General features: G+C 70.2%; 22 protein-coding genes. 15 read left to right on the top strand and 7 right to left on the bottom strand.

Annotated features, from left to right (window positions below; genetic code table 11):
• Positions 1–16: 16 nt before the first annotated feature.
• Complete coding sequence (locus tag AC6CHX_RS14120; RefSeq protein ID WP_498273327.1) at positions 17–1,591, bottom strand: AMP-binding protein; 1,575 nt, start codon at positions 1,589–1,591, stop codon at positions 17–19.
• 92 nt (positions 1,592–1,683) lie between these two features.
• Positions 1,684–2,904, bottom strand: coding sequence for a PAS domain-containing protein (locus tag AC6CHX_RS14115; RefSeq protein WP_498273326.1), 1,221 nt, complete (start codon positions 2,902–2,904; stop codon positions 1,684–1,686).
• A 163-nt stretch (positions 2,905–3,067) separates the two neighbouring features.
• Between AC6CHX_RS14115 and AC6CHX_RS14110 the strand changes: the two genes are divergently transcribed.
• The 13 genes from AC6CHX_RS14110 to AC6CHX_RS14050 all read left to right on the top strand — a co-directional run bounded on the left by AC6CHX_RS14110 (position 3,068) and on the right by AC6CHX_RS14050 (position 15,097).
• Complete coding sequence (locus tag AC6CHX_RS14110) at positions 3,068–4,090, top strand: Bug family tripartite tricarboxylate transporter substrate binding protein (RefSeq protein ID WP_498273325.1); 1,023 nt, start codon at positions 3,068–3,070, stop codon at positions 4,088–4,090.
• Between the two features lie 40 nt (positions 4,091–4,130).
• A complete protein-coding gene (locus tag AC6CHX_RS14105) occupies positions 4,131–4,661 on the top strand; it encodes a tripartite tricarboxylate transporter TctB family protein (protein ID WP_498273324.1) in 531 nt (176 codons plus the stop codon).
• Positions 4,661–6,208 carry a tripartite tricarboxylate transporter permease gene (locus AC6CHX_RS14100; protein WP_136041039.1) on the top strand — a complete coding sequence of 516 codons (1,548 nt, stop codon included), beginning with the start codon at positions 4,661–4,663 and terminating at the stop codon, positions 6,206–6,208. The genes AC6CHX_RS14105 and AC6CHX_RS14100 overlap by 1 nt, the downstream gene beginning before the upstream one ends.
• Before the next feature lie 51 nt (positions 6,209–6,259).
• Complete coding sequence (locus AC6CHX_RS14095; RefSeq protein WP_136041038.1) at positions 6,260–7,057, top strand: sulfite exporter TauE/SafE family protein; 798 nt, start codon at positions 6,260–6,262, stop codon at positions 7,055–7,057.
• A 70-nt stretch (positions 7,058–7,127) separates the two neighbouring features.
• Positions 7,128–7,412 carry a hypothetical protein gene (locus AC6CHX_RS14090; RefSeq protein ID WP_498273323.1) on the top strand — a complete coding sequence of 95 codons (285 nt, stop codon included), beginning with the start codon at positions 7,128–7,130 and terminating at the stop codon, positions 7,410–7,412.
• Complete coding sequence (locus AC6CHX_RS14085) at positions 7,405–8,967, top strand: sensor histidine kinase (RefSeq protein WP_498273322.1); 1,563 nt, start codon at positions 7,405–7,407, stop codon at positions 8,965–8,967. Before AC6CHX_RS14090 ends, AC6CHX_RS14085 begins: the two co-directional genes overlap by 8 nt.
• Position 8,968: 1 nt before the next feature.
• Positions 8,969–9,628 carry a response regulator transcription factor gene (locus tag AC6CHX_RS14080; RefSeq protein WP_136041035.1) on the top strand — a complete coding sequence of 220 codons (660 nt, stop codon included), beginning with the start codon at positions 8,969–8,971 and terminating at the stop codon, positions 9,626–9,628.
• A complete protein-coding gene (locus tag AC6CHX_RS14075) occupies positions 9,625–11,268 on the top strand; it encodes an SLC13 family permease (protein ID WP_498273321.1) in 1,644 nt (547 codons plus the stop codon). The genes AC6CHX_RS14080 and AC6CHX_RS14075 overlap by 4 nt, the downstream gene beginning before the upstream one ends.
• Before the next feature lie 119 nt (positions 11,269–11,387).
• Positions 11,388–12,590, top strand: coding sequence for a glycerate kinase family protein (locus AC6CHX_RS14070; RefSeq protein ID WP_498273320.1), 1,203 nt, complete (start codon positions 11,388–11,390; stop codon positions 12,588–12,590).
• Between the two features lie 46 nt (positions 12,591–12,636).
• Positions 12,637–13,104: an FAS1-like dehydratase domain-containing protein gene (locus AC6CHX_RS14065; RefSeq protein ID WP_498273319.1), complete on the top strand. Its 468-nt coding sequence runs from the start codon at positions 12,637–12,639 to the stop codon at positions 13,102–13,104.
• Entirely contained in the window at positions 13,104–13,502 is a 399-nt protein-coding gene (locus AC6CHX_RS14060; RefSeq protein WP_498273318.1) for a MaoC/PaaZ C-terminal domain-containing protein, read from the top strand. The genes AC6CHX_RS14065 and AC6CHX_RS14060 overlap by 1 nt, the downstream gene beginning before the upstream one ends.
• 13 nt (positions 13,503–13,515) lie before the next feature.
• A complete protein-coding gene (locus AC6CHX_RS14055; RefSeq protein ID WP_498273317.1) occupies positions 13,516–14,649 on the top strand; it encodes a UDP-N-acetylmuramate dehydrogenase in 1,134 nt (377 codons plus the stop codon).
• Positions 14,650–14,695: 46 nt separating this feature from the next.
• Entirely contained in the window at positions 14,696–15,097 is a 402-nt protein-coding gene (locus AC6CHX_RS14050) for a VOC family protein (RefSeq protein WP_136041030.1), read from the top strand.
• A gap of 131 nt (positions 15,098–15,228) precedes the next feature.
• On the opposite strand, the gene AC6CHX_RS14045 is transcribed toward AC6CHX_RS14050, so the two are convergent.
• Entirely contained in the window at positions 15,229–16,428 is a 1,200-nt protein-coding gene (locus AC6CHX_RS14045) for a pyridoxal phosphate-dependent aminotransferase (protein WP_498273316.1), read from the bottom strand.
• Positions 16,429–16,608: 180 nt separating this feature from the next.
• Positions 16,609–17,694 carry an alanine dehydrogenase gene (gene ald / locus AC6CHX_RS14040; protein WP_452326635.1) on the bottom strand — a complete coding sequence of 362 codons (1,086 nt, stop codon included), beginning with the start codon at positions 17,692–17,694 and terminating at the stop codon, positions 16,609–16,611.
• A gap of 102 nt (positions 17,695–17,796) precedes the next feature.
• Here ald and AC6CHX_RS14035 point away from each other — a divergent pair, with 102 nt between their 5' ends.
• Positions 17,797–18,315: an Lrp/AsnC family transcriptional regulator gene (locus AC6CHX_RS14035; protein ID WP_136041027.1), complete on the top strand. Its 519-nt coding sequence runs from the start codon at positions 17,797–17,799 to the stop codon at positions 18,313–18,315.
• Between the two features lie 109 nt (positions 18,316–18,424).
• On the opposite strand, the gene pdxR is transcribed toward AC6CHX_RS14035, so the two are convergent.
• Positions 18,425–19,852, bottom strand: coding sequence for a MocR-like pyridoxine biosynthesis transcription factor PdxR (gene pdxR / locus AC6CHX_RS14030; protein ID WP_498273315.1), 1,428 nt, complete (start codon positions 19,850–19,852; stop codon positions 18,425–18,427).
• Positions 19,853–19,919: 67 nt separating this feature from the next.
• Between pdxR and AC6CHX_RS14025 the strand changes: the two genes are divergently transcribed.
• The gene (locus AC6CHX_RS14025; RefSeq protein WP_498273314.1) at positions 19,920–20,918 is read left to right on the top strand and encodes an aldo/keto reductase; all 999 of its coding nucleotides are present in this window, start codon (positions 19,920–19,922) and stop codon (positions 20,916–20,918) included.
• A gap of 13 nt (positions 20,919–20,931) precedes the next feature.
• On the opposite strand, the gene AC6CHX_RS14020 is transcribed toward AC6CHX_RS14025, so the two are convergent.
• Complete coding sequence (locus AC6CHX_RS14020) at positions 20,932–21,363, bottom strand: hypothetical protein (RefSeq protein ID WP_498273313.1); 432 nt, start codon at positions 21,361–21,363, stop codon at positions 20,932–20,934.
• 110 nt (positions 21,364–21,473) lie between these two features.
• Complete coding sequence (aceB, locus tag AC6CHX_RS14015) at positions 21,474–23,129, bottom strand: malate synthase A (RefSeq protein WP_498273312.1); 1,656 nt, start codon at positions 23,127–23,129, stop codon at positions 21,474–21,476.
• Positions 23,130–23,177 lie beyond the last annotated feature (48 nt).

The raw sequence follows: 23,177 nt of genomic DNA, 5'->3' as shown, positions 1-23,177 counted from the left end.
CCCGGGTGGCCGCGGGTCAGCGGACGCGCAGGTCCTTGCGGAGGATCTTCCCGGAGCTGGACTTCGGGATCACGTCGATGAACTCGACCTGTCGCACCTTCTCGTGCGGGGCGACGTGGGCGGCGACGTGCGCCATGACCGCATCCGCGTCGAGGTCGGCATCGGGCTGCCGCACCACGAAGGCCTTCGGCACCTCCTGGCCGTCTTCGTCGAGCGCACCGATCACGGCGGCGTCGGCGATGGCGGGGTGCTCGAGCAGCACGGCCTCGAGCACCGCGGGGGCGACCTGGTAGCCCTTGTACTTGATGAGCTCCTTGAGCCGGTCGACGATGCGGTAGATGCCGTCGGGGGTGACGGTCGCGACATCGCCGGTGTGCAGCCAGCCGTCGGCGTCGAGCATCTCGGCCGTGGCGTCGGGGCGGTTCAGGTAGCCGACCATGACCTGCGGGCCGCGCACCCACAGCTCGCCCGGCTCGCTGGCGACTTCGGCGGGCACGGCCACGTCCTCGCCCGATTTCGGATCGACGAGCCGCGCCTCGGTGTTGGGTACGAGGGGACCGATGGCCGAGCGGTCGATGTCGGTGCGCGTCTCGGAGGTGAGGTTCACGGCCGGGCTCGTCTCGGTCATGCCGTAGCCCTGGGTGACGATGCATCCGAGTCGGTTGGCCACCGCCGACGCCAGAGCGCCGTCGAGCGGAGCGGCTCCGGAGAAGACGACCTTCACCGACGAGAGGTCGTACTGGTCGACGATCGGATGCTTCGCCAGCGCGACCGCGATCGGGGGCGCGACGAAGACCCAGGTCGTCCGGTGCTCCGCGATGATGCGGAGGAACTCGGGCAGATCGAACTTCGGCATCGTGACGAGTCCGGCGCGCTGACGGAGGGCGAAGTTCAGCAGCACGGTCATGCCGTAGATGTGGAAGAAGGGGAGCACCGCGAGGAGTCGGTCGCTCGCCCCGACGCCGAGCACCGGCCGGCACTGCGACACGTTGGCCACGAGGTTCCGATGCGTGAGCATCACGCCCTTGGGGCGCCCGGTCGTGCCGGAGGAGTAGGGCAGGACGGCCAGGTGCGTCGCCGGATCGAACGACACCTCCGGTGCGTGATGCCCTTCGCTCAGCAGCGCGAGCAGCGACGGATGGCCCTCCGCTCCGTCGAGGACGATCACGTGATCGGCGGCGAAGCCGAGCTTCTCCGCAGCCGCCTGCGCCCCGGGGAGCAGCGGGGAGACCGTCACGAGCCAGGTCGCCCCGGCATCGGTGAGCTGATTCGCGATCTCTTCCGCCGTGTAGAGGGAGTTGATGGTCGTCGCCGTCGCGCCCGCGCGGAGGATGCCGTGGAACACCGTCGCGAACGCGGGGATGTTCGGGCACAGCACGCCGACCGTGGTCCCCACACCCACTCCGCGGGCGGCGAGGGCCCCTGCGAAGAGGTCGATCTGCCCGACGAGCTGCCGGTAGCTGGTGGTCGCCCCGCTCACCCCGTCGATGAGCGCGATCGAGTCGAGGTCGGTCTCGTCGAGCCCGCCGAAGAGGAACTCGTGGATGGAGACCGCGGGGATCTCCACATCGGGATAGGCGCTGCGAACCATGAGATCTCCTTCGATCCGGGGGTGCCGACGTCGTCGTCGAATGCGATCCAGTGTCGCACACAACGGCACCGGGTCCCAGAGATCGGAAAGGGTCAGACTGCACCGTTCAACCGGTAGCGCGTGCTCGGCCGGCCCTTCGTCGAGTAGTCGAGTGTGCGGATCGCTCGGCCGGTGCTCGCGAGATGCTCGAGATAGCGTCGTGCGCTGACCCGGGAGATGTCGACGTCCTCGCCGATCTCCGTCGCCGAGGCATCGGGGCGCGCCGCGAGCGCCGCGGAGACACGGTCGAGGGTCTCGGCGCTGAGTCCCTTGGGGACGCCGAACCGCTGACGGAACGCGATGATCGCATCCGCGGCCTCGACACGGCGGACGACGTCGTGCAGCTCGGTGTGATCCCGGAGCAGCAGGGTCGCCCCGATGCCGCCGCCGTCCGCGTCGCTGCCGGTGCTCCGCGCGACGAGCACGTGGGAGCCGATGATCACGGGCCGCCCCGCCGACTCTCCCTCGCGGAGCACGGTCGTCAGCTCGGCACCCAGCACCTCCGCGGCGGGAGCGCCGTCGAGGTCGGCGGCATCCCGGCCGAGGAATCGCGCGGCGGCGTCGTTGACCAGTGTGATCCGCCCGGCTCCGTCCACCGTGATCACGCCTTCGCTGAGACCGTGCAGCGTGGTCTCCTGGTTCTTCACGAGCGCGGCGATCTGATGGGGCTCGAGGCCGTAGATACGACGACGGATGATCGAGGTCACCCACGCCGAGCCGAACACCCCGAACACGGCGGCGGCGAGCATCGCCGAGATCAACCAGGCGAGGTTGGCGGTGAACTCCTCGTTCAGCTCCGACTCGAGGATCCCGACCGACGCGGTGCCGATGACGATGCCGTCGTCGTCGCGGATCGGCACCTTGACCCGCCAGGACGTGCCGAGCGTTCCGGTCTGCGTGCCCACGAAGATCTCACCGGAGAGGGGTATCGAGGGGTCGGTGGAGACCTCCTCGCCGATGCGGTCCGGATTCGGGTGCGAGTAGCGGATGCCGTCCTCGTCGGCCACGACCACGTACGCGAGATCGGACGCCTCGCGGATGACCTCGGCGATCGGCTGGATGGTGGTCGAGGGCTCTGGATCGTCGAAGGCGTCGAGGACGGTCGGCAGCGCGGCCACCGACTGCGCCACCGCCTGCATCCGATCCTTGTAGGCCTCGCGGAGAGCCTGCTCCTGGAAGGCCCCGGCCACGATGCCGGTCGCCAGGGTCACCAGGAACACGATCAGCGCCTGGAGCAGGAGCAGCTGCACGCGGAGCGTCATCTTCGAGGCCACCTGATCATTGTCGCGTGTGCGTGAGGGCCCCGCGAGCAGGGGCGGGCACCGTCTCCGACCAATAGTTCCGAAACTCCGACCAATGGTTTCCGAAGCTTGAGCGATGGCGGCTGTCCTCCCAGGGTGGACGGACAGCAGCACGAACGCTCAAGGAGGAGCGCACATGAAGAACGCACGCATCGCCACCCTGACCGCACTCGCGGCGGTGGCCGCATTGACACTGACCTCGTGCGCCGGAGGGAGCACGGCCGACGGCGACGGCGACGGCGGCGAAGCCGAGGTCGCGGCTGTCACGGACGTCTCGATCGTCGTCCCCGCAGACCCCGGCGGAGGCTGGGACCAGACCGGTCGCGCCCTGTCGCAGGTGCTCACCGAGGAGGACATCGTCAGCTCGGCGCCCGTGACGAACGTCGGCGGTGCCGGCGGAACCGTGGGCCTGGCGCAGCTCGCGAACGAGAAGGACCCGAACACCCTCATGGTGATGGGGCTCGTGATGGTCGGCGCCGTCGAGACGAACGCCTCGGCGGTGCGGATCGAGGACACGACGCCGATCGCCCGTCTCACGGACGAGCCGCTCGTCGTGGTCGTCCCCGCGGATTCGAAGTACGACACGCTCGAGGATCTGGTGGAGGACGTCGCCGACAACGGGCAATCGGTCACGATCACCGGCGGCTCGGCCGGAGGCGCCGATCACATCCTCGCCGGACTCATGCTCGAGGAGGCGGGCCTCGACGGTGCGGAGATCGCGGAGAAGCTGAACTACACCCCGAACTCGGGCGGCGGCGAGGCGGTCCCGCTGCTCATCGGCGGCAAGGTCGCGGCGGGCATCTCCGGCGTGGGGGAGTTCGCTCAGCACATCGAGAGCGGCGACCTCCGTGCGCTGGCGGTGTCGAGTGAGGAGCCGGTCCCGCAGCTCCCGGACGTGCCGACCATCACCGAGGAGGGCTACGACGTGGTGCTCACCAACTGGCGCGGCGTGATCGCGCCGGGGGGCATCTCGGACGGGGAGAAGGACGAGCTGGTGCGCGTGGTCACCGAGCTGCACGAGTCCGAGGCGTGGACCGAACAGCTGGAGACGAAGGGCTGGACCGATGCGTTCCTGGTCGGAGCCGAGTTCGACGAGTTCCTCACCGGGGACATCGAAGAGGTCACGGCGACGCTGAAGAACATCGGCCTGGTGCAGTGACATGACGGTCCCCGCATCGTCGGGGACCGAGGAGCGGGGCGTGCGAGACGGCCATGACGGCCGGCTCGCACGCCGTGCTCCCTCCGTCCCCATCGGCGAGCTCGTGTTCGCCGGAATCATGGTCGCCCTCGGCGTCTTCGCCGTGGTCGGCATCTTCCTGATCCATGTCCCCGTCGGCATGAAGGCCGGGCCGACGGTCTTCCCGATCTTCGTCTCGGTGATCCTGCTCGCCTCGGCGGTCGCCGTCCTGATCGGTGTGCTGCGCGGGGAGCGCGGCGGGGCGGAGGAGGCGGAGGACGTCGATCAGAGCCTCCCGACCGATTGGGTCACCCTCGCCAAGCTCGCGGGGCTCGTCGTCGCGCACCTGCTCCTGATCGAGCCGTTGGGATGGGTGCCCGCGGCCGCCCTGCTGTTCGGCGGAGTCGCGTGGTCGCTCGCCGCCAAACGGTGGTGGATGGCGTTCCTCATCGGGATCCTCGTGGCCCTCGTGATCCAGATCGTCTTCGGCGGTCTGCTCGGCCTGTCGCTGCCCTGGGGTCCTGCCCTCGGTTGGCTCGGAAGGATGTTCTGATGGACAGTTGGACCCTGCTCCTGGAGGGATTCGCGACGGCGCTGCAGCCGCAGTACCTCGCGTTCGCCTTCCTCGGCGTCTTCGTCGGCACCGCGGTCGGCGTGCTCCCGGGCATCGGCCCCGCCATGACGGTGGCGCTGCTGCTTCCCCTCACCTACACGCTCGACCCCGCCGCCGCGCTGATCACCTTCGCGGGCATCTATTACGGCGGCATGTACGGCGGCTCGACGACGAGCATCCTCCTGAACACACCAGGGGAGTCGGCGTCGATAGTCACGGCGATCGAGGGCAACAAGATGGCTCGGATGGGGCGCGGCGCAGCGGCGCTCGCCACCGCGGCCATCGGATCGTTCATCGCCGGCACCCTGGCGACCCTGGGACTCACGATGCTGGCCCCGCTGCTCGCGCAGTTCGCGGTGAACCTCGGGCCTGCCGACTACGTGGCCCTCATCGTCATCGCGTTCATCACGGTCGGCGCACTGATCGGCAGCTCGGTCTCCCGCGGCATGCTCTCACTCGGCGTCGGCCTGTTCCTCGGTCTCGTCGGCACCGACTGGCTCTCCGGGCAGCAGCGGTACACGCTCGGACTCCCCGCTCTGTCCGACGGCGTGGACATCGTCCTGGTCGCCGTCGGCCTGTTCGCTGTCGGGGAGACGTTCTACATCGCCGCGCGACTGCGGCACGGCGGCGTCGATGTGATCCCCGTGACGCGCGGATGGCGTTCGTGGATGACGAAGGCGGACTGGCGTCGTTCCTGGAAACCGTGGCTGCGGGGAACCGCGATCGGCTTCCCGATCGGCACCATCCCGGCCGGCGGAGCGGATGTCGCGACGTTCCTGTCGTATGCGACCGAACGCAAGCTGTCGAAGCACCGCGACGAGTTCGGACGCGGTGCGATCGAGGGCGTCGCGGGTCCCGAGTCGGCGAACAACGCGGCCGCGGCGGGTGTGCTGGTGCCCCTGCTCACGCTCGGCCTGCCGACGACGGCCACCGCGGCGATCATCCTCACGGCGTTCCAGTCGTACGGCATCCAGCCGGGGCCGCTGCTGTTCGAGGGGCAGTCGAACCTGGTGTGGGCGCTCATCGCGAGCCTGTACATCGGCAACGTCATCCTGATCGTGCTCAACCTTCCGCTGGTGGGCATGTGGGTGAAGCTGCTGCAGATCCCGCGGCCGTACCTCTACGCGGGCATCCTGCTCTTCGCCGTCTTCGGCGCATATGCGCTGCACAGCTCGCCGACCGACATCGTGATCCTCCTGATCGTCGGCATCCTCGGCTACTTCATGCGGCGCTACGGCTACCCCGTGGCGCCACTGGTGGTCGGGATGATCCTGGGGCCGATGGCCGAGGAGCAGCTGCGCAAGGCGCTGCAGCTGAGCCAGGGCGACCTGAGCACCCTGGTCATGCAGCCGTTCGCGGCGATCGCCTACGGCGTGCTCGCGCTCCTGATCGTCGGCGGGCTGTGGCTGCGTCGACGGCAGCGCCGGTACGAGCAGGCGCTGACCGAGTCGATCGCCGTGCCGATCAAGGCCGACTCGGAGGTCTGAGTCCGAGGCGGGCGGTTCGAGAGGAGACCGGGCCGCGAGTAGGCTGATCCGGTGAGCGACGTACAGGCCCCCGCACGAGGGCCTCGCGCCTACGCAGCATTCATCGGCATCGGCCTTCTCGCCGGTCTCCTCTCCGGACTCTTCGGCGTCGGCGGCGGCACCGTCATCGTCCCGCTGCTGGTGCTGCTGCTGCACTTCGACCAGCGACTCGCGGCCGGGACCTCGCTCGCGGCGATCGTGCCGACGGCCAGCGTCGGCGTCATCTCCTACGCCACGACGGGGTCGGTGGCCTGGATCCCCGCCATCATCCTCGCGGCGGGGGCCGTCGTGGGCGCGCAGATCGGCACGCGACTGCTGCCGCGCATCTCGCAGACCGCGCTGCGGTGGGGATTCGTCGGCTTCCTCGTCGTCGTGATCGTCAGCCTGTTCCTGGTGATCCCCTCGCGCGACGCGGCCTTCGAGCTCACCTGGCTGACCGGCATCGCCCTCGTCGGGGTCGGCATCGGCACCGGCATCCTCGCCGGGCTGATCGGTGTCGGCGGCGGCGTCATCGTGGTCCCGGTGCTGATGCTCGCCTTCGGCACGAGCGACCTGGTCGCCAAGGGGACCTCGCTGCTGATGATGATCCCGACCGCGATCTCGGGCACCGTGGGAAACCTCCGCAACCGCAACGTCGACCTGCTCGCCGCCGTGCTCATCGGCGTCTCCGCCTGTACGACGACCGCGCTCGGAGCGTGGCTCGCGACCATCGTCGACCCCACGCTGGGCAACATGCTGTTCGCGGCATACCTCGTCGTGATCGCGGTGCAGATGGCGATCAAGGCGGTCCGAGGGCGCAAGCGCGCCTGACCACCTGAGGATGAAAGGATCTTCATCCTCGGCTCATCTGCGCCTCATCATCGCCCGACATCATGGGGGGATGACCAGCCCCCGACGCCTCCTGATCCCCGGTGCCCTGATCGCCATCCCGGTGGCTTTCGCGGTCGGCAGCGTCGTGCTGGCGCAGATGCCGCCGTCGCCGCGGATACCGCCCGAGCCCGTGTCGGTGCAACTGGACCCGACGGCCCCGGTGCCCCCACCCGCTCCTGCACCATCGGGTGCGCCGGCGAAGAGCAGCCCGGTGCTGCCTCCCGCCCCCGCGCCGGCCCCCGCTCCCGCCCCGTTCGGCGGCGACGACGACGATGATGGCGGCGACGATGACTGACGCTCCCACGCTGCCGCTCGCGATCGGTGCGAACGAGAAACCGGCGGGACGCCAGCCGATTCTGCCGCCTCGCGGCCACATCGTCGCAGGAGCTCCGTTGCGCACGCTCCGCCGGCGCACCCTCCCTGCGCGCTGGCGGATCACCCTGTGGATCATCCTCAGCACCGTGATCACGATCCTCGCCGTCGGCATGATCGGGCGGGGGATCTTCCTCGCCAGCGTCGAGCAGGCGGCGAATGCCGAGATAGAGCAGGAGGCGGCCGAATTCTCGCGCTTCGCCGCGGATGCCGCGGGGAGCGGACACAGCACAGCCGAGGCGATGCTGAGCGAGTACCTCGCCCACCAGTCGGTGCACGAGGACGAGGTCGTCATCGGGACGGTGGAGGGCGGGGTCGTCGCGATCGCGAACGGTCGTACGGCGGCGACCGACCCCTCGACGCTGTCGGCTGTGCCCGGCGGCGAGGCGCTCGTGACGACGCTGCTCGGTGAGACGGCAGCTTCTGGAGCGACCGAGACGCCGGAGGCCGGTCCGCTGCGATGGGGTCGGCTCGACTTCGAGGCGGGAGACCGCTCCGGGGCGATCCTGATCGTGCAGTACACGCAGGAGGCGCGCGCCCAGGTGGACGCGGAGTTCACGACGATCGCGTGGGTGGCCCTGGTGGGAATCCTCCTCAGTTCGGGTGTCGCCTGGCTCGTGGCCGGTCAGATCCTGGCACCGGTGCGGGAGGTCTACCGCGTCGCCCGCGACATCGGCGAGCACGACCTCAGCGCCCGGGTCCCGGTCGAGGGCACGGACGACATCGCTGCGGTGGCCACGACCTTCAACCAGATGCTCGACCGCCTCGAAGCCGTGCATGCGACGCAGCAGCGCTTCGTGGACGACGCCGGGCACGAACTGCGCACGCCCATCACGATCGTGCGGGGGCAGCTCGAGCTGCTCAGCGAAGAGCCCGAGGAGCGTGCTGCGACCCTGCGTCTCGTGAGCGATGAGCTCGACCGGATGAGCCGTATCGTCACCGACCTCCTCGTCCTCGCGCGGGCGGAGCAGCCTGATTTCGTGCGGGTCGCGAACTGCGAGGTCTCGGCGCTCACCCTCGACATCGAGGCGAAGGCGCAGAACCTCGGCGATCGTCGCTGGCAGCTCATGGAGGTCGCAGAGGGAGTCGCGCCGCTGGACCCTCAGCGGGTCACCCAGGCGGTGCTGCAGCTCGCGGCGAATGCGGTGCAGGTCACCGAACAGGGCGACCGCATCCTGATCGGCTCTCGCTTCGAAGGCGATGGCGCCGAGCGGCGATTGCGCCTGTGGGTTCGTGATTCGGGTCCGGGCGTCGCGGCTGCCGATGCCGAGCGCATCTTCGAGCGCTTCGCGCGCGGTGACAGCTCCGGCGTGCGGCGCGGGTCGGGACTGGGGCTGGCGATCGTGCGTGCCATCACCGATGGTCACGGCGGCTCGGCCTGGGTGGACAGCGTGCTCGGCGAGGGCGCCACGTTCGGGATCGACCTCCCCGCCGCCACCGATGAGCGGCAGGATGCCGCCGCAGAGAGGAGCGTGTGAGATGCGCAGCATCCTGATCGCCGAAGACGACCCGCACATCACCTCGTTCGTCCGTCGCGGTCTCCGCGCGGCCGGCTACGAGACGGCCGAAGCCGACGACGGGCACAGTGCTCTCCTGATGGCGCGCAGCGGCATGTTCGACCTGGTGCTGCTCGACATCGGCCTCGGGGGCATGGACGGCTTCGACGTCGTCGCCAACCTGCGCGGCGAGGGCGTGACGACTCCGGTCATCATCCTCACCGCCCGCGACTCGGTCATCGACACCGTGCGGGGGCTCGAGAGCGGTGCGAACGACTACGTCACCAAGCCGTTCCAGTTCGCCGAGCTCATCGCCCGCGTGCGACTGCGGATCGGTGACGGCGAGGGGCGCGCGGCGGGCCCCGTCCTCACTCACGACGACGTCCGGGTCGACGTCCGCGCCCGCACCGTCACCGTCGACGGGGAGATGCGCGAGCTCACCTCGCGGGAGTTCTCGCTGCTCGAGGTGTTCCTCCAGAACGCGGGGCAGGTGCTGTCACGGGACCAGCTGATCGGGCACGTGTGGGGGATGGACTTCGATCCGGCATCCAACGTGGTCGATGTCTACGTGCGGGCCCTGCGCGGCAAGATCGGCGTCGATCGCATCGAGACCGTCCGCGGGGCGGGATACCGATTCCGATGACCGACCAGACGCATGCGGAGTCCGCTGCCGACCTGGACCGAGGCCCGGGAGAGCGTGCACGCTTCACGACGGTGCCGCCGCAGAGCTACGCCCTGCCCGCCGGGCGACGTCCGGCTCGGGTCCGCCCTACCGGACGCCGCTCATCCGGGCCCCGCTCGTCCGGGCGACGTCTCGCGGTGGCTCGGCCTCGGCGAGGCACCGTCCTTCGCCTCGTTGTCCTCGTGCTCGTCTTCGCCATCGGTATCGCGATGGCCCTGTCGTCGATCACGTCTCCCTCGGGGCCGGGCTCGATCACTCTGCCGATCACGATCACCGTCACGGTGTTCCTGCTCGCGGTGTGGGCTTGGACATCCACGCGCCTCGACGACACGCTCGTGGCCTTCCTCGCGGCCATCGCCCTGATCGTCACGGGCGTGCTCCCGGCCAGCGACTTCTTCGCGTCGCTGGGGGATGAGACCATCTGGCTGCTCATCGGAGCATTCGTGATCGCGTCCGCCGTCTCGTCCTCGGGGCTCGCCCTGCGCGGCGCCTCGCATCTGCTCCGATTCGCGCGGGGACCGCGGAGCCTCTTTCACCTCACGACCGTCGCCCTCACCGTCACCGCTTTCGCGGTCCCCGCCACCTCGGGGCGTGCGGCGCTCGCCGTCCCGGTGTTCACGGCCGTGTCCGCAACCCTTCCCGGGCGCGAGCGCGTGATTCGATCCCTGGCGCTGCTGATGCCGACCGTCGTGCTGCTATCGGCCGTCGCATCGCTGCTCGGCGCAGGTGCCCATGTCATCACGGACCAGCTGCTGCGGGCGGCCGGCGAGCAGGGCTTCACGTTCCTGAGCTGGCTCTGGTTCGGGCTGCCCCTGGCCCTCGTTTCGTCGCATCTCGCCTGCGAGCTCATCCTCTGGCGCTTCCTGCGCCCCGAGGACCGCGCGACGCCACTGCGCGTGGATGCCGCCGAGATCGGCCGTTCCGCCTCGACGGCGGTGACAGGACCACTCAGTGCGATGGAGCGGCGGGCGGCCCTGCTGCTGGGCGGCGTGATCCTGCTCTGGAGCACCGAGCCGATGCACCACCTGCCTCCGGCTCTGGTCGCCCTCATCGGCGCCGTCGCCGCCGTCACACCCGGCATCGGCTGTCTCACCTTTCCGGCCGCGATCAAACGTGTGCCGTGGTCTCTGCTCCTGTTCCTCGCCGCCACCCTCGCTCTCGCCTCCGCGCTCACCACCACGGGCGCCGCGGCCTGGCTGAGCTCTTCGGCCCTCGCGCCGCTCCGCGGCCTGGGGGCCGCGGGAGCCGTCGCCTTCGTGATCGTGGTCATCGCGATCTCGATCGCCGCGCACCTGCTGATCCCGTCCCGGTCTGCACGCTCGGCCGCGATCATCCCCGTGGTGATCGCCCTCGCCCCGGCGCTGGGCGTCTCCCCGATGGCGGCCGCGTTCGCCTCGACGGCCGCGGCCGGCTTCTGCCACACGCTGCCCAGCTCCGCGAAGCCGGTCGCGATGTTCGCCGATCCCGACATCGTCAGGGGAGGGTTCAGGGCGCAGGATCTGCGTCGACTCTCGGCGCTGCTGGCACCGGCGATGTTCATCCTGGTCGCCGTCTTCGCGCTGTGGGTCTGGCCCCTCATGGGGCTGCCGCTGCTGCTCTGAGTCGCGGCGATCGCCCCATAACCACCCGCAATCACCCCGAGTGCGCCGTCGGTGCACCGCTGTTCGTCGTGCCCGAAGATCGGGCGGTCGTCGCCCGTTCGGGCGCAGAAGGAGGAATCATGTCGATCCACACCCCGCAGCGGATCCTGGTCGCACCGAGCGGCTTCAAGGAGAGCCTGAGTGCTGAGACCGTGGCGCAGGCGATCGCGGCCGGCGTCCGTCGGGTGATCCCCGGCGTCCAGGTGGACGAGTATCCGGTGCCGGACGGCGGGGAGGGCACTGCCGCCGCGCTCGCCGCAGCCACGGGCGGCCAACTGGTCACTGCGCGGGTCACCGGCCCGGTCGGCGATCCGGTGGACGCGCACTGGGCGCGGCTCGGCGGCCACGCCAGCAATACTGCCGTCGTCGAGATGGCCGCTGCGGCGGGACTCCGGCTCGTGCCGCGGGATCGGCGCGATCCGGGGGAGACCACCACCCGCGGGGTCGGAGAGCTCATCGTCGCGGCGCTGGACTCCGATGTCGAGCGCATCGTCGTCGGGTGCGGCGACTCCGGCACGAGCGACGGTGGCGCGGGGGCGCTCGAAGCGCTCGGTGCGCGCATCCTCGACCGTGATGGGAAGCCGCTTCCCGTCGGCGGACGGCACCTCATCGAAGCCGCGCACCTGGATCTCACGGACCTGCACCCGCGCATCGGCGAGGTCGAGATCGTGCTCGCGTGCAACATCCACAACGTGCTGTGCGGACCCCGAGGCGTGGCCAGGGTGTTCGGTCCGCAGAAGGGTGCGACCCCGGATCAGGTGGACCAGCTCGCGGACGCCCTCGACGTCTGGGCCGGTGTGCTGGAAGCGCAGAGCCCATACGGCGCGGCGATGGATGTGCGCACCGGCGGCGGCACGGGAGCATCCGGCGGACTGGGCGCCGGACTCGCTGCCGTGCTCGGCGCACGCCTCCTTCCGCGCTTCGAGGTGCTGCTCGACGGCGGTCTGCTGCCCGACGCGCTCGACGACCTGATGGCCGTCGCCGATCTCGTCATCACCGCCGAAGGCGCGATCGACTTCCAGACTCCCCGTGGCAAGGTGCCGGCGGAGATCGCGATGCGCGCCCGAGCGGCAGGTGTGCCGGTGCTCGGCATCGCCGGCTCCCTCGGCGTCGGGGCTCCGACCGTGCACGACATCGGCATCGGTGCCATCGCCTCGATCATCCCGGTGCCCATGCCGCTGGAACAGGCAGTGGAGCAGGGGGAGGGGTTGCTCCGCGACGCTGCGGAACGCTGCATGCGGATGGTCCTCCTCGGATCGGCGATGTCGGCGCGGGCAGCCTGACACCCTCGCGGCCTGGTTCACCGCCACCCCTCGGTAGGATCGAGGGGTGGCAGTGAACCAAGATCTGGTCGGCCGGGAGTTCCCGCCGACGGCCCCGTACCTCGTCGGACGCGAGAAGGTGCGCGAGTTCGCTCGCGCCGTCTTCGCCGACGCCCCGCAGCACACCGACGTCGAGGCGGCGCGCGCGGCCGGCTTCTCCGACGTCGTGGCGCCGCCCACCTTCGCGATGGTGATCCAGGACCTCACGCTGCAGCAGCTGCTCGGGCAGGAGGACTCCGGCATCGTGCTCGCCCGCACCATCCACGCCGAGCAGCGCTTCACCTACACGCGACCGATCGTCGCGGGCGATGAGCTCACCGCGCAGCTGCGCGTCACCGGCATCCGCATGATGGGCGGCAACGCGATGATCACCAGCGAGGCTGCGATCGCGGATGCCGCGGGAGCCCATGTCGTCACGGCGACGAGCGTGCTTCTGGTGGGCGCGGAGAGCACGTATGAAGGGGAGGCCGCCTGATGGGCTACACCGTCGGAGACGTGGTCGCCGAGCGCACCGTGCATCTCACCCGTGAATCCCTCGTGCGCTACGCAGGGGCATCCGGAGACTTCAACCCGATCCACTACCGCGACGATGTCGCCGCATCCGTCGGGCTTCCCGGCGTGCTCGCGCACGGCATGCTCACGATGGGCATCGCCTCGTCGGTGGTCGTCGCAGCCCTCGACCCGGCGACGAAGATCCTCGACTACGGGGTGCGCTTCACCAAGCCGGTCGTCGTCGATCCGGTCGACGGTGCCGACATCGCCGTGGTCGCCACGGTCGGCGCGGTGGATGAAGAGGTCGCGCGGATCGACCTCAAGGTCACGTTCGGCGAGACCACCGTGCTCGTCAAGGCGCAGCTGCGCGTCGCCGTCTGATGAGGACGCGGTGATGCGGGAGATCGAGCCGGTCCGATTGGCAGAGCTGACCACGCTCCGCACGGGCGCCGCACCCGAGCGGATGCAGGAGGCGACGACGACCGAGGGCCTGATCGAGGCGCTGCGCGACACCTGGGCGCGCGGCGACGAGTGGTTCGTCCTCGGTGGCGGATCCAACCTCTTCGTCGGCGACGAACCCTTCGAGGGCACCGTCATCCGGGTGCGCACCGAGGGCATCGAAGAGCTGCCGTCTCCGCATGCGGGCCGTATCCGTCTTCGCGCGCAGGCCGGGCACTCGTGGGACGACCTGGTCGCCTACGCGGTCGCGCACGGCTACGCCGGCCTCGAGGCCATGAGCGGGATCCCGGGTACGGTCGGCGCGTCCCCCGTGCAGAACATCGGGGCGTACGGGCAGGAGATCCAGGAGACGCTGGTCGAGGTCGAGCTCATCGACGAGTCGACCGGTGAGATCTCGACCGTTCCGGCGGCCGAGCTCGGACTGGGCTTCCGAACCTCGGTCCTCAAGCACCACCACGGCAGTGCGCCGCTCCGGCGTGCCGTGATCCTCTCGGTCACCGTCGACCTGGCGATCGCCGGTGAGCGGGTGGTGCGCGGCGAGCAGCTGCGTCGTGCACTCGGACTGACCGACGAGACACCGGTCCCGCTGAGCTGGGTGCGCGAGCGCATCCTCGCGACGCGTGCGTCGAAGGGCATGCTGCTCGACGAGGCCGACCCCGACACCCACGGCGTGGGCTCCTTCTTCCAGAACGCGATCGTGACCGCGGCGGTCGCCGGCGCGCTGCCGCCGGAGTGCCCGCGCTGGCCGGTCGCCCCCGATCTCGATGCGGTCACCGTGATCCCCCTCGCCTCCTACGACGGCCAGGTCCCGCTGTCGAAGCCGACGACCGTCTCCGACGTGAAGGTCAGTGCGGCCTGGCTGATCGAGCAGGCCGGCATCCGCAAGGGGTTCAAGCTCCCGCGCTCCCGCGCATCCGTGTCGACGAAGCACGCGCTCGCGTTGACCAACCGCGGCGGCGCGACCGCGGGCGAGGTCGCCGAGCTCGCCCGGTTCATCCAGAGCCGGGTGCACGCGGAGTTCGGTCTCGTGCTGCAACCGGAGCCGGTGCTCGTCGGCGTCGACCTGTAGGGCGATCCGTCTGTAGGGCGTCGGCCGTCGCGGCTACACTCGCGGGATGAGCGGACTGATCCCGTACCTGCTGTTCCCCGGCAATGCCGCAGAGGCGCTGCGTCACTACCGCTCGGTGTTCGGCGGCGAGTTGCAGCTGCTCGACTACGCCACGGCAGGTCGGCGCGACGGGCCCGACGATGCCATCGCGCACGGCCAGCTGAGCGGACCGGTCGAGCTCGCCGGTGCGGATGCCGGAGCCGACGACGACGCCGTGCAGATGAGCGGCATGTTCCTCTCGCTGCTCGGCACGGCCGATGCGCTGACCCTCACGGGGTGGTACGACAAACTTGCCGCCGACGGCCGAGTGATCGACGCCCTGCAGAAGCGCCCGTGGGGAGACTTCGACGGCACGCTCGTCGACCGCTACGGGATCCGCTGGCTGATCGGCTTCCACCCCGAGGACTGACGCGGCCGGGAGGCCTGGGCCGGAGGTCGAAGCCCCGGGTAGATGCCGAGACCCCCTCCTTGCAACGCGTATAAGAGGGGGTCTGGGCGATTAAGCGGGGCTTCGGCGCACCGGATCGGTGCTTCCCCGGATCAGGCGAACAGTCGCTGGAGGCGCTGCACACCCTCGAGCAGCTGGTCGTCGCCCAGGGCGTACGACATGCGGATGTAGCCGGAGGGGCCGAAGGCCTCGCCGGGGACGACCGCGACCTCGGCCTGGTCGAGGATGAGGTCGGCGAGCTCGAGCGAGGTGGTCGGCGTGACGCCGCCCCACGTGCGACCGAGCAGACCCTGCACGTCGGGGTAGACGTAGAACGCGCCCAGCGGGTTCGGCACGACGAGGCCCTCGATCTTCGACAGCTCCGAGACGATGAGCTTGCGGCGGCGGTCGAATGCTTCGCGGAACTGCTCGGCCTCGGTCTGCGGGCCGTTGAGCGCGGCGATCGCCGCCTTCTGCGCGACGTTGTTCACGTTGCTCGACAGGTGCGACTGCAGGTTGCCGGCCACCTTGATGGCGTCGGCGGGGCCGACCATCCAGCCCACGCGCCAGCCGGTCATGGCGTAGGTCTTCGCGACGCCGTTGACCAGGATCGTCTGACCGGCGACCTCGGGAACGGCCTCGACGATCGAGGTGGCCTTCACGCCCTCGTACGTGAGGTTCTGGTAGATCTCGTCGCTGATGATCCAGATGCCGTGCTCGAGTGCCCACTCGCCGATGGCCCGGGTCTCCTCGGCGGTGTACACCGATCCGGTGGGGTTCGACGGCGAGACGAACACGAGGGCGGTGGTGCGGGCGGTGCGAGCGGCCTCGAGCTGCTCCACCGTGACCTTGTACTCCTGGTCGGCGCCGGCGAACACCTCGACCGGCGTTCCGTCGGCGAGGCGGATGGCCTCGGGGTACGTGGTCCAGTACGGCGCGGGCAGCAGCACCTCGTCGCCGGGGTTCACCACCGCCTGGAAGGCCTGGTAGACCGACTGCTTGCCGCCGTTGGTGACGATGACCTGGCTCGGTGCGACCTCGAGACCGGAGTCGCGCAGCGTCTTCGCGGCGATCGCCTCGCGCAGTGCCGGAAGGCCCGGAGCCGGCGTATAGCGGTAGCTCGCCGGGTCGGCCAGAGCCTCGGCGGCGGCATCCACGATGAACTGCGGCGTCGCGAAGTCGGGCTCGCCGGCGGCGTACGAGATGACGTCCTTGCCTTCGGCCTTGAGGGCCTTGGCCTTGGCGTCGACCTTGAGGGTCGCGGACTCGGCGATGGCGGACAGCTTGCGGGAGAGAGGAGCGCGTTCGGTCACGACTACGAGCGTACTCGGGGGCGCGGGCGTCGTGCGGGCGAGGACGCCGGCAAGATCGTCGATTCTTTCCGCGGCGCCCCCGTGAGGGGTCAGGGCACGCCGTATCGGGGAGTGGGCGTGCGGCGTGTTCTGACCCCTCAGGTCCGGGCGGCTGCCCGCGCCGCCCGGAGGATCTCCTCCTCAGAGCCCGTGCGCGCGGGCGACCGCGTCGAGCGTGATGCGTCCGCCCTGCACGTTCAGACCCTTCGCCAGTGCGGCGTCTTCGGATGCCGCGCGCTCCCAGCCCTTGCCGGCGATGGCCGAGACGTAGGGCAGGGTCGCGTTCGTCAGCGCGCGGGTCGCGGTCTCCGGAACAGCGCCCGGCATGTTCGCGACGCAGTAGTAGATCGAGTCGTGCACCGCGAACGTCGGGTCGTCGTGGGTGGTCGGCCGCGAGCCCTCGAAGCATCCGCCCTGGTCGATCGCGATGTCGACCAGCACCGAGCCGGGCTTCATCGCGGCGACCATGTCGTCGGTCACGAGCTTGGGGGCGGCCGCGCCGGGAATCAGCACGGATCCGATCACGAGGTCGGCCGTCTTGAGCTCTTCGGCGATGTCGTAGCGGCTCGACGCTCGGGTCTCCAGCGCGCCGCCGTAGCGGTGCTCGAGCTCGCGCAGACGCGGCAGTGAGACGTCGACGACCGTCACCTTCGATCCGAGGCCGAGCGCGTTCGCGGCCGCGTGCTCTCCGGCGACGCCGCCTCCGATCACGACGGTCTTGGCACGCGGGGTGCCGGCGATCCCGCCCAGCAGCATCCCGCGGCCGCCTTGCGAGCGCAGCAGAGAGTGCGAGCCCATGACGACCGAGAGTCGTCCGGCGATCTCGCTCATGGGCACGAGCAGCGGCAGGCTGCGGTCGGGCAGCTGCACCGTCTCATAGGCGACGGCGGTGGTACCCGCATCCACGAGCGCCGTGGTCAGTGCGCGGTCGGCGGCGAGATGCAGGTAGGTGAAGAGGGTGAGGTCCTCGCGCAGGAATCCGTACTCCTGCGCGATCGGCTCTTTGACCTTGATGACGAGGTCGGCGTCGCCCCAGGCCTCGGCGGCGGTCTCCACGATCTCGGCGCCGGCTGCGCGGTAGTCGTCGTCGGTGATGCGCGAGCCGAGGCCCGCGCCGGACTGCACGAGCACGCGATGGCCCTCGTGCACCAGACGATCGGTGCCGGCGGGGGTGAGGGAGACGCGGTTCTCGTTGTTCTTGACCTCGGTGGGGACGCCGATCTTCATTGATCCTCCTGGGTTGATGCGGTGCGGCACCAGGATCGCAGAAACATCGACGGAACAACAGAATCACTGAAGATGATTCGACTTGAGGCAGCATCCTGAATAATGCTTCGTATGGAGACGACTTCCGGAGCCTCAGAGCCGAATACCGTTCGGGCGCCCGCCCTCGACGCGATCGACGCGCGGATCGTGCAGTTGATGACGGCCGACGGACGCATGACGAATGCCGAGCTCGCCGGTCGCCTCGGCGTCGCCCCCTCGACCGCGCACACGCGGCTGCGGGCCCTCGTCGACCGCGGCGTGATCACGGGGTTCCACGCGAGTGTGGACGAGCGGATGCTGGGCGCCGGACTCCAGGCCGTCATCGGCGTCACCCTGCGCCCGAGCGGACGGCGCGAGAGCATCGTCGAGTTCGCGGACCGCGTGCGTGTGCTGCCGCAGGTGATCCAGGTCTTCTTCCTCGGCGGCGACGACGACTTCCTGCTGCACATCGCGGTCGCCGACTCGTCCGAGATGCGCGAGTTCGTGCTCGAGCACCTCTCGGCGCAGAGCAGCGTCGCCTCCACCCGCACGAGCATCGTGTTCGACTATCACCGCAACTCGGTCGCGGCCTCGTTCCGCTGACGGGGGTCGAACGCCTCGAGTTCGGTTCCGGTCGCAGTTTCTGTCGCTTCGACGCGCGACATCCGGCAGAAAGTGCGACCGGAGATGCGGGTGTGCGTGGCTCGAGCCTTCATCGGACGAGAGCGGCGAGGCGAGCGACCGCCTCCTCGACGAGGGTGTCGTCGAGATCTCCGTATCCGAGGACCAGCGCGTCCGGGCGATCGGCCGCGTCGGTGTAGCGGCGCAGCGAAGTGAGAGCCAGCCCCTCGGAGGCACCGGCGTCGACCACGGCGGAAGCCGGTACATGCGACGGGAGCCCCAGCACCAGGTGCATACCGGCGGCGATACCCGCGACCGACAACTCGGGGAGTTCGATCGTCAGGGCGTCGAGCAGTCGCTGCCGACGGCGACGGAAGCGCGTGCGCGAGGCGCGCAGATGCCGCTCGAAGTCACCCTGAGTGACGAAATGCGCGAGGGCGGCCTGGTCGATCAGCGACGGCGGCGCCGTCGAGACCGGGGGAGCGATGCCCGGAGGGAGCAGCATCCATCCGAGGCCCAGCGCGGGCGAGACCGACTTCGACAGCGAGCCGATGAGCGCGACGCGGTCCGGTGCGAGGCGCTGCAGGGCGGGAACGGGTCGGCGGTCGTAGCGGAACTCGGCGTCGTAGTCGTCTTCGATCACCAGCGCGTCGTGATCCCTGGCCCAGCGCACCAACTCCTCGCGGCGGGCGGGGGCGAGCGCCGCGCCGAGGGGGAACTGGTGGGCCGGAGTCACGAGGGCGGCCCTGGCCGCGGTGCCGGATGCGAGCGCGCGCAGCTGCCCGGTGTCGATGCCGTCGCCGTCGACGGGCACCGGAATCGGGCGTAGGCCGTTGTCTTCCGCGACTGCGCGCAGCCGCGGCCAACTCGGATCCTCCACGAGAATCGTCCGATGGCCGCGGCGGTGCAGTTCACGGGCGAGCAGTCCCATGCCGTCGGTGGCGCCGTGGGTGATCGTGATCCGGGTGGCGTCGGCGACCGCGTGCCGGGAGCGCGAGAGGTACGCGGCGACCGCCTCGCGCGCCGGTGCGTAGCCGGACGGGTGAGCGGCGGCGAGGTCCTGGTCGGGGAGCGCTGCGAGGGCGGCGCGCAGGGCTGCCGCCCACCGCGATCGGGGAGTGGCGCGCAGGTCGGGGATGCCCGGACGCAGGTCGTAGCGGATGGGCGGTGCGGATGCCGGCGCGGGGTCGCGCGGCACGGGATGCTCGATGCCCCGGGTGGCGTCCGGCATCTCCTGCCGCTCCGCCACGCGGGTGGCCGATCCGGTCCTGGCCTCCAGCACCCCCTCGGCCACCAGCTGTCCGTACGCCTCGGTCACGACCCAGCGCGAGACCCCGAGCGTCTCCGCGAGAATGCGGCTGGGCGGCACGGCGGCGCCGGGGGAGAGGCGACCCTCGTCGATCGCGCGGCGCAGCGCGGTCTCCACTCGGTCCCGCAGCGGTCCGGCAAAGCCGGAGCCGCTCGCCGGAACGACGTCGAGGAGCGTCTCCCACGCAAGAATCGGTCTGGTGTTCTGCATCGTGATTGGAGTGTATCCCCGAGCCGATCACTCCCTACGGTGGAGCCATCCCCGAGAAAGGAACACCATGCAGTACCGCACCCTCTCCGATGGCCGCACCTCGTTCGACGTCTCGACGCTGTGCCTGGGAGCCATGAACTTCGGCACCCGCACCGACGGGGATACCTCGCGCGCCATCCTCGACCGCTTCGTCGAGGCGGGCGGCACCTTCATCGACACCGCCAACAACTACAGCCTCTGGGCGGGTGGTGCCGGCCGCGACAGTGAAGATCTGCTCGGGCGCTGGATGAGCGACCGCGGCAATCGCGACACGCTCCGCATCGCCACCAAGCTCGGCGCCGCGCAGAAGGACCCGTCGAAGCCGCTGTCGAACACGCCGCCGACGAACTTCGAGGGTCTCTCGGCCGAGGTCATCCGTCGGCAGGCGCCGGAGAGTGCCCGCCACCTCGGCATCGACCACATCGACGTCCTCTACGGCCATGTCGACGACCGCGACGTCGCGCTCGCCGAGACGGTCGGCGCCTTCGGTGAGCTTCAGGAAGGAGGCCTCGTCGGCATCACCGGCATCTCGAACGTGCCCACCTGGCGCGTGGTCGAAGCGCGACTGGAGGCGCAGCGGCAGGGCATCGCCCCGTACGGCGTCGTGCAGCAGCAGTACAGCTACCTGTATCCCGCGCCGCGCATCGGGCGGAACAACTTCGTCACGCCCGACCTGCTCGACTACGCGGCATCCACCGGTACTCCCGAGCGGCCGCCGCTCGCCATCACCGTGTACTCCCCGCTGCATCAGGGTGGGATCGCGCGTCTCGACAAGCCGCTGTGGGGCGGGGTCGATCATCCGACCAGCCATGCCCGTCGTGCGCTGCTGCACGAGGTCGCGGCCGAGATCGGCGCGACGCCGAATCAGGTCGCGCTCGCGTGGCTCCTCGGCGGCGAGGTCCCGGTCATCCCCGTCGTCGGGGTGTCGTCTCTCGCGCAGCTGGACGAGGCGCTGGGGGCGGCCGACCTGGTGCTGGACGACGAGGTCCGCGCGCGCCTCGACGCCGAACCGGGCGACGCGCGCTGAGCGGTCTCGCGGATCAGGCTCCGTACGAGGCGGGCAGCGAGCAGTAGTCGGCGAAGCGTCGCGCTGGATGCGCGGGGTCGCTCACGTCGACGATCGACCCGGCGACCGTGTGCGGCGGTTCGTCGCCGGCGAGCTGCCAGACCGCGTAGTTCCACATGCCCCTGGTGCGCTCGCCGAGCAGGGCCGCCGGCCCGGAGACGAGCAGGACCTCGTCGCTCTTGGGGCCCTCGCGGAACGCGGTGACCACGGCGCGGAGCCCGGCTTCGTCACCTTCCGGCGAGTGCTCGCGGATGACCTGCTGCCCCGACGCCGTCAGCGCGGTCGTGAGGTCGTCTGCCGCCTGTCGCGAGCGCTCGGCGTCCGCGCCGGCCACCGCGAGCAGCCGTCGGCCGCGCGGGTAGAAGTGCAGGAACTCGGTGGCGATGTCCGCCCAGGCGTCGGTCATGCCTCCAGGCTACGCCTGCCTGCCGACACGGGCTCCGGCGCCGGCTCCGGATGCGGAAGAGCCCCCGGACCCACGGCAGCAGCCGCAGCCCGGGGGCTCTCTCCGTGCGCTCAGTCCTCGTCGATCAGGAACCGGCTGTACGCGCCCAACGTGAGGAAGGTGGGGAACTCCTCCTGCAGGGCGACCTCGCGGAAGATCTCCGCCGCATCGTCGTACCGGTCACCGTGACTGCGCGTCGCCTGCGCGAGCACCTGGGTGATCAGCCCTTCGATGTACTCCGCCGTGATCGGGGTGCCGTCCTGTGTGGTGCGGTCCTGGTGGATCCACTGCCACACCTGCGAGCGGCTGATCTCGGCCGTCGCGGCATCCTCCATCAGGTTGTCGATCGCCACGGCACCGAGTCCGCGCAGCCAGGCCTCCAGGTAGCGGATGGCGACCGACACGTTGTCCCGCACGCCCTGCGCGGTGATCGGCCGACCGATGTGCAGGTCGAGCAGGTCGCGGGCCTCGACGTGCACGTCGTCGCGCTGGCGGTCGACCTGGTTGGGGCGGTCGCCCAGCACGGCGTCGAACTCCGCCTGAGCGGTGGGGATCAGGTCGGGGTGTGCCACCCAGGTGCCGTCGAAGCCGTCTCCGGCCTCGCGCTTCTTGTCGGCGGTGACCTTCTCGATCGCGCGTGCCGTCACCTCGGGGTCGCGGCGGTTGGGGATGAACGCGCTCATGCCGCCGATCGCGAAGGCGCCCCGCTTGTGGCAGGTCTGCACGAGCAGGTCGGTGTACGCCCGCATGAACGGCACCGTCATCGTGACCTCGCTGCGGTCGGGGAGCACGAAGCGCGCTCCGCGGCCGCGGTAGTTCTTGATGATCGAGAAGATGTAGTCCCAGCGGCCGGCGTTCAGCCCCGCGCAGTGATCGCGCAGCTCGTAGAGGATCTCGTCCATCTCGAACGCCGCCGGCAGCGTCTCGATCAGCACGGTCGCGCGGATCGTGCCGTGCGGGAGGCCGATGTACTCCTCGCTGAACGAGAACACGTCGTCCCACAGCTTCGCCTCTTCGCTCGATTCGAGCTTGGCGATGTAGAAGTACGGTCCACGGCCTCCGTCGATCAGCGCCTGCGCGTTGTGCAGGAAGTAGAGGCCGAAGTCGACCAGCGATCCGGATGCCGAGGTGCGACGACCGGCACGGTCGATGAACGCGATGTGCTTCTCGGGCAGGTGCCACCCGCGCGGACGCATCACGATCGTGGGCGTGCGCTCGGCCGTCACGCGGTACTCCTTGCCTTCCGGCGAGGTGAACGACAGCTCGCCGCGGATGGCGTCCCGCAGCGAGAGCTGGCCCTCGATGACGTTCTTCCAGGTCGGACTCGTGGCGTCCTCCTGGTCGGCGAGCCACACCCGGGCCCCGGAGTTCAGGGCGTTGATGGTCATCTTCGGGTCGGTCGGCCCGGTGATCTCGACGCGGCGGTCCTCGAGACCGGGCCCGGCACCGGCGACGCGCCAGTCGCGGTCCTCGCGGATGTGAGCCGTGTCCTCGCGGAAGCGCGGGTCGTGCCCGTTTCCGATCTCGAACCGGCGGCGCATGCGGTCTGCGAGGCGGTCGTGACGGCGGGAGGCGAACCGGTGGTGCAGCTCGGTGAGGAAGGCGATGGCCTCGGGGGTGAGGATCTCGTCGTACCGGTTGCGCAGGGCGCCGGTGACCTCGATCGCGGGACCCTGCTGGGTCGTCTGGATCGGAGCCGTGGTCGGGGGAGCGGTGGGAGTGGTCATGATCGTGAGTCCTTTACGTGTGCTGAGACCCCGGCCTGTCGCCGAGAC

This window comes from Microbacterium sp. GQ128 (assembly GCF_059758615.1).
Note: the sequence above shows the minus strand (reverse complement) of the source record. Positions and strands in the feature narration are given on the sequence as shown.

Coding starts and splice junctions, on each gene's coding strand:
- AC6CHX_RS14100 (WP_136041039.1), top strand. CDS start 4,661: ATGGACAGTTGGACCCTGCTCCTGGAGGGATTCGCGACGGCGCTGCAG.
- AC6CHX_RS14075 (WP_498273321.1), top strand. CDS start 9,625: ATGACCGACCAGACGCATGCGGAGTCCGCTGCCGACCTGGACCGAGGC.
- AC6CHX_RS14020 (WP_498273313.1), bottom strand. CDS start 21,363: ATGACCGACGCCTGGGCGGACATCGCCACCGAGTTCCTGCACTTCTAC.
- AC6CHX_RS14080 (WP_136041035.1), top strand. CDS start 8,969: ATGCGCAGCATCCTGATCGCCGAAGACGACCCGCACATCACCTCGTTC.
- AC6CHX_RS14025 (WP_498273314.1), top strand. CDS start 19,920: ATGCAGTACCGCACCCTCTCCGATGGCCGCACCTCGTTCGACGTCTCG.
- AC6CHX_RS14035 (WP_136041027.1), top strand. CDS start 17,797: ATGCTTCGTATGGAGACGACTTCCGGAGCCTCAGAGCCGAATACCGTT.
- AC6CHX_RS14090 (WP_498273323.1), top strand. CDS start 7,128: ATGACCAGCCCCCGACGCCTCCTGATCCCCGGTGCCCTGATCGCCATC.
- AC6CHX_RS14050 (WP_136041030.1), top strand. CDS start 14,696: ATGAGCGGACTGATCCCGTACCTGCTGTTCCCCGGCAATGCCGCAGAG.
- AC6CHX_RS14110 (WP_498273325.1), top strand. CDS start 3,068: ATGAAGAACGCACGCATCGCCACCCTGACCGCACTCGCGGCGGTGGCC.
- AC6CHX_RS14070 (WP_498273320.1), top strand. CDS start 11,388: ATGTCGATCCACACCCCGCAGCGGATCCTGGTCGCACCGAGCGGCTTC.
- AC6CHX_RS14060 (WP_498273318.1), top strand. CDS start 13,104: ATGGGCTACACCGTCGGAGACGTGGTCGCCGAGCGCACCGTGCATCTC.
- ald (WP_452326635.1), bottom strand. CDS start 17,694: ATGAAGATCGGCGTCCCCACCGAGGTCAAGAACAACGAGAACCGCGTC.
- AC6CHX_RS14055 (WP_498273317.1), top strand. CDS start 13,516: ATGCGGGAGATCGAGCCGGTCCGATTGGCAGAGCTGACCACGCTCCGC.
- AC6CHX_RS14085 (WP_498273322.1), top strand. CDS start 7,405: ATGACTGACGCTCCCACGCTGCCGCTCGCGATCGGTGCGAACGAGAAA.
- aceB (WP_498273312.1), bottom strand. CDS start 23,129: ATGACCACTCCCACCGCTCCCCCGACCACGGCTCCGATCCAGACGACC.
- pdxR (WP_498273315.1), bottom strand. CDS start 19,852: ATGCAGAACACCAGACCGATTCTTGCGTGGGAGACGCTCCTCGACGTC.
- AC6CHX_RS14120 (WP_498273327.1), bottom strand. CDS start 1,591: ATGGTTCGCAGCGCCTATCCCGATGTGGAGATCCCCGCGGTCTCCATC.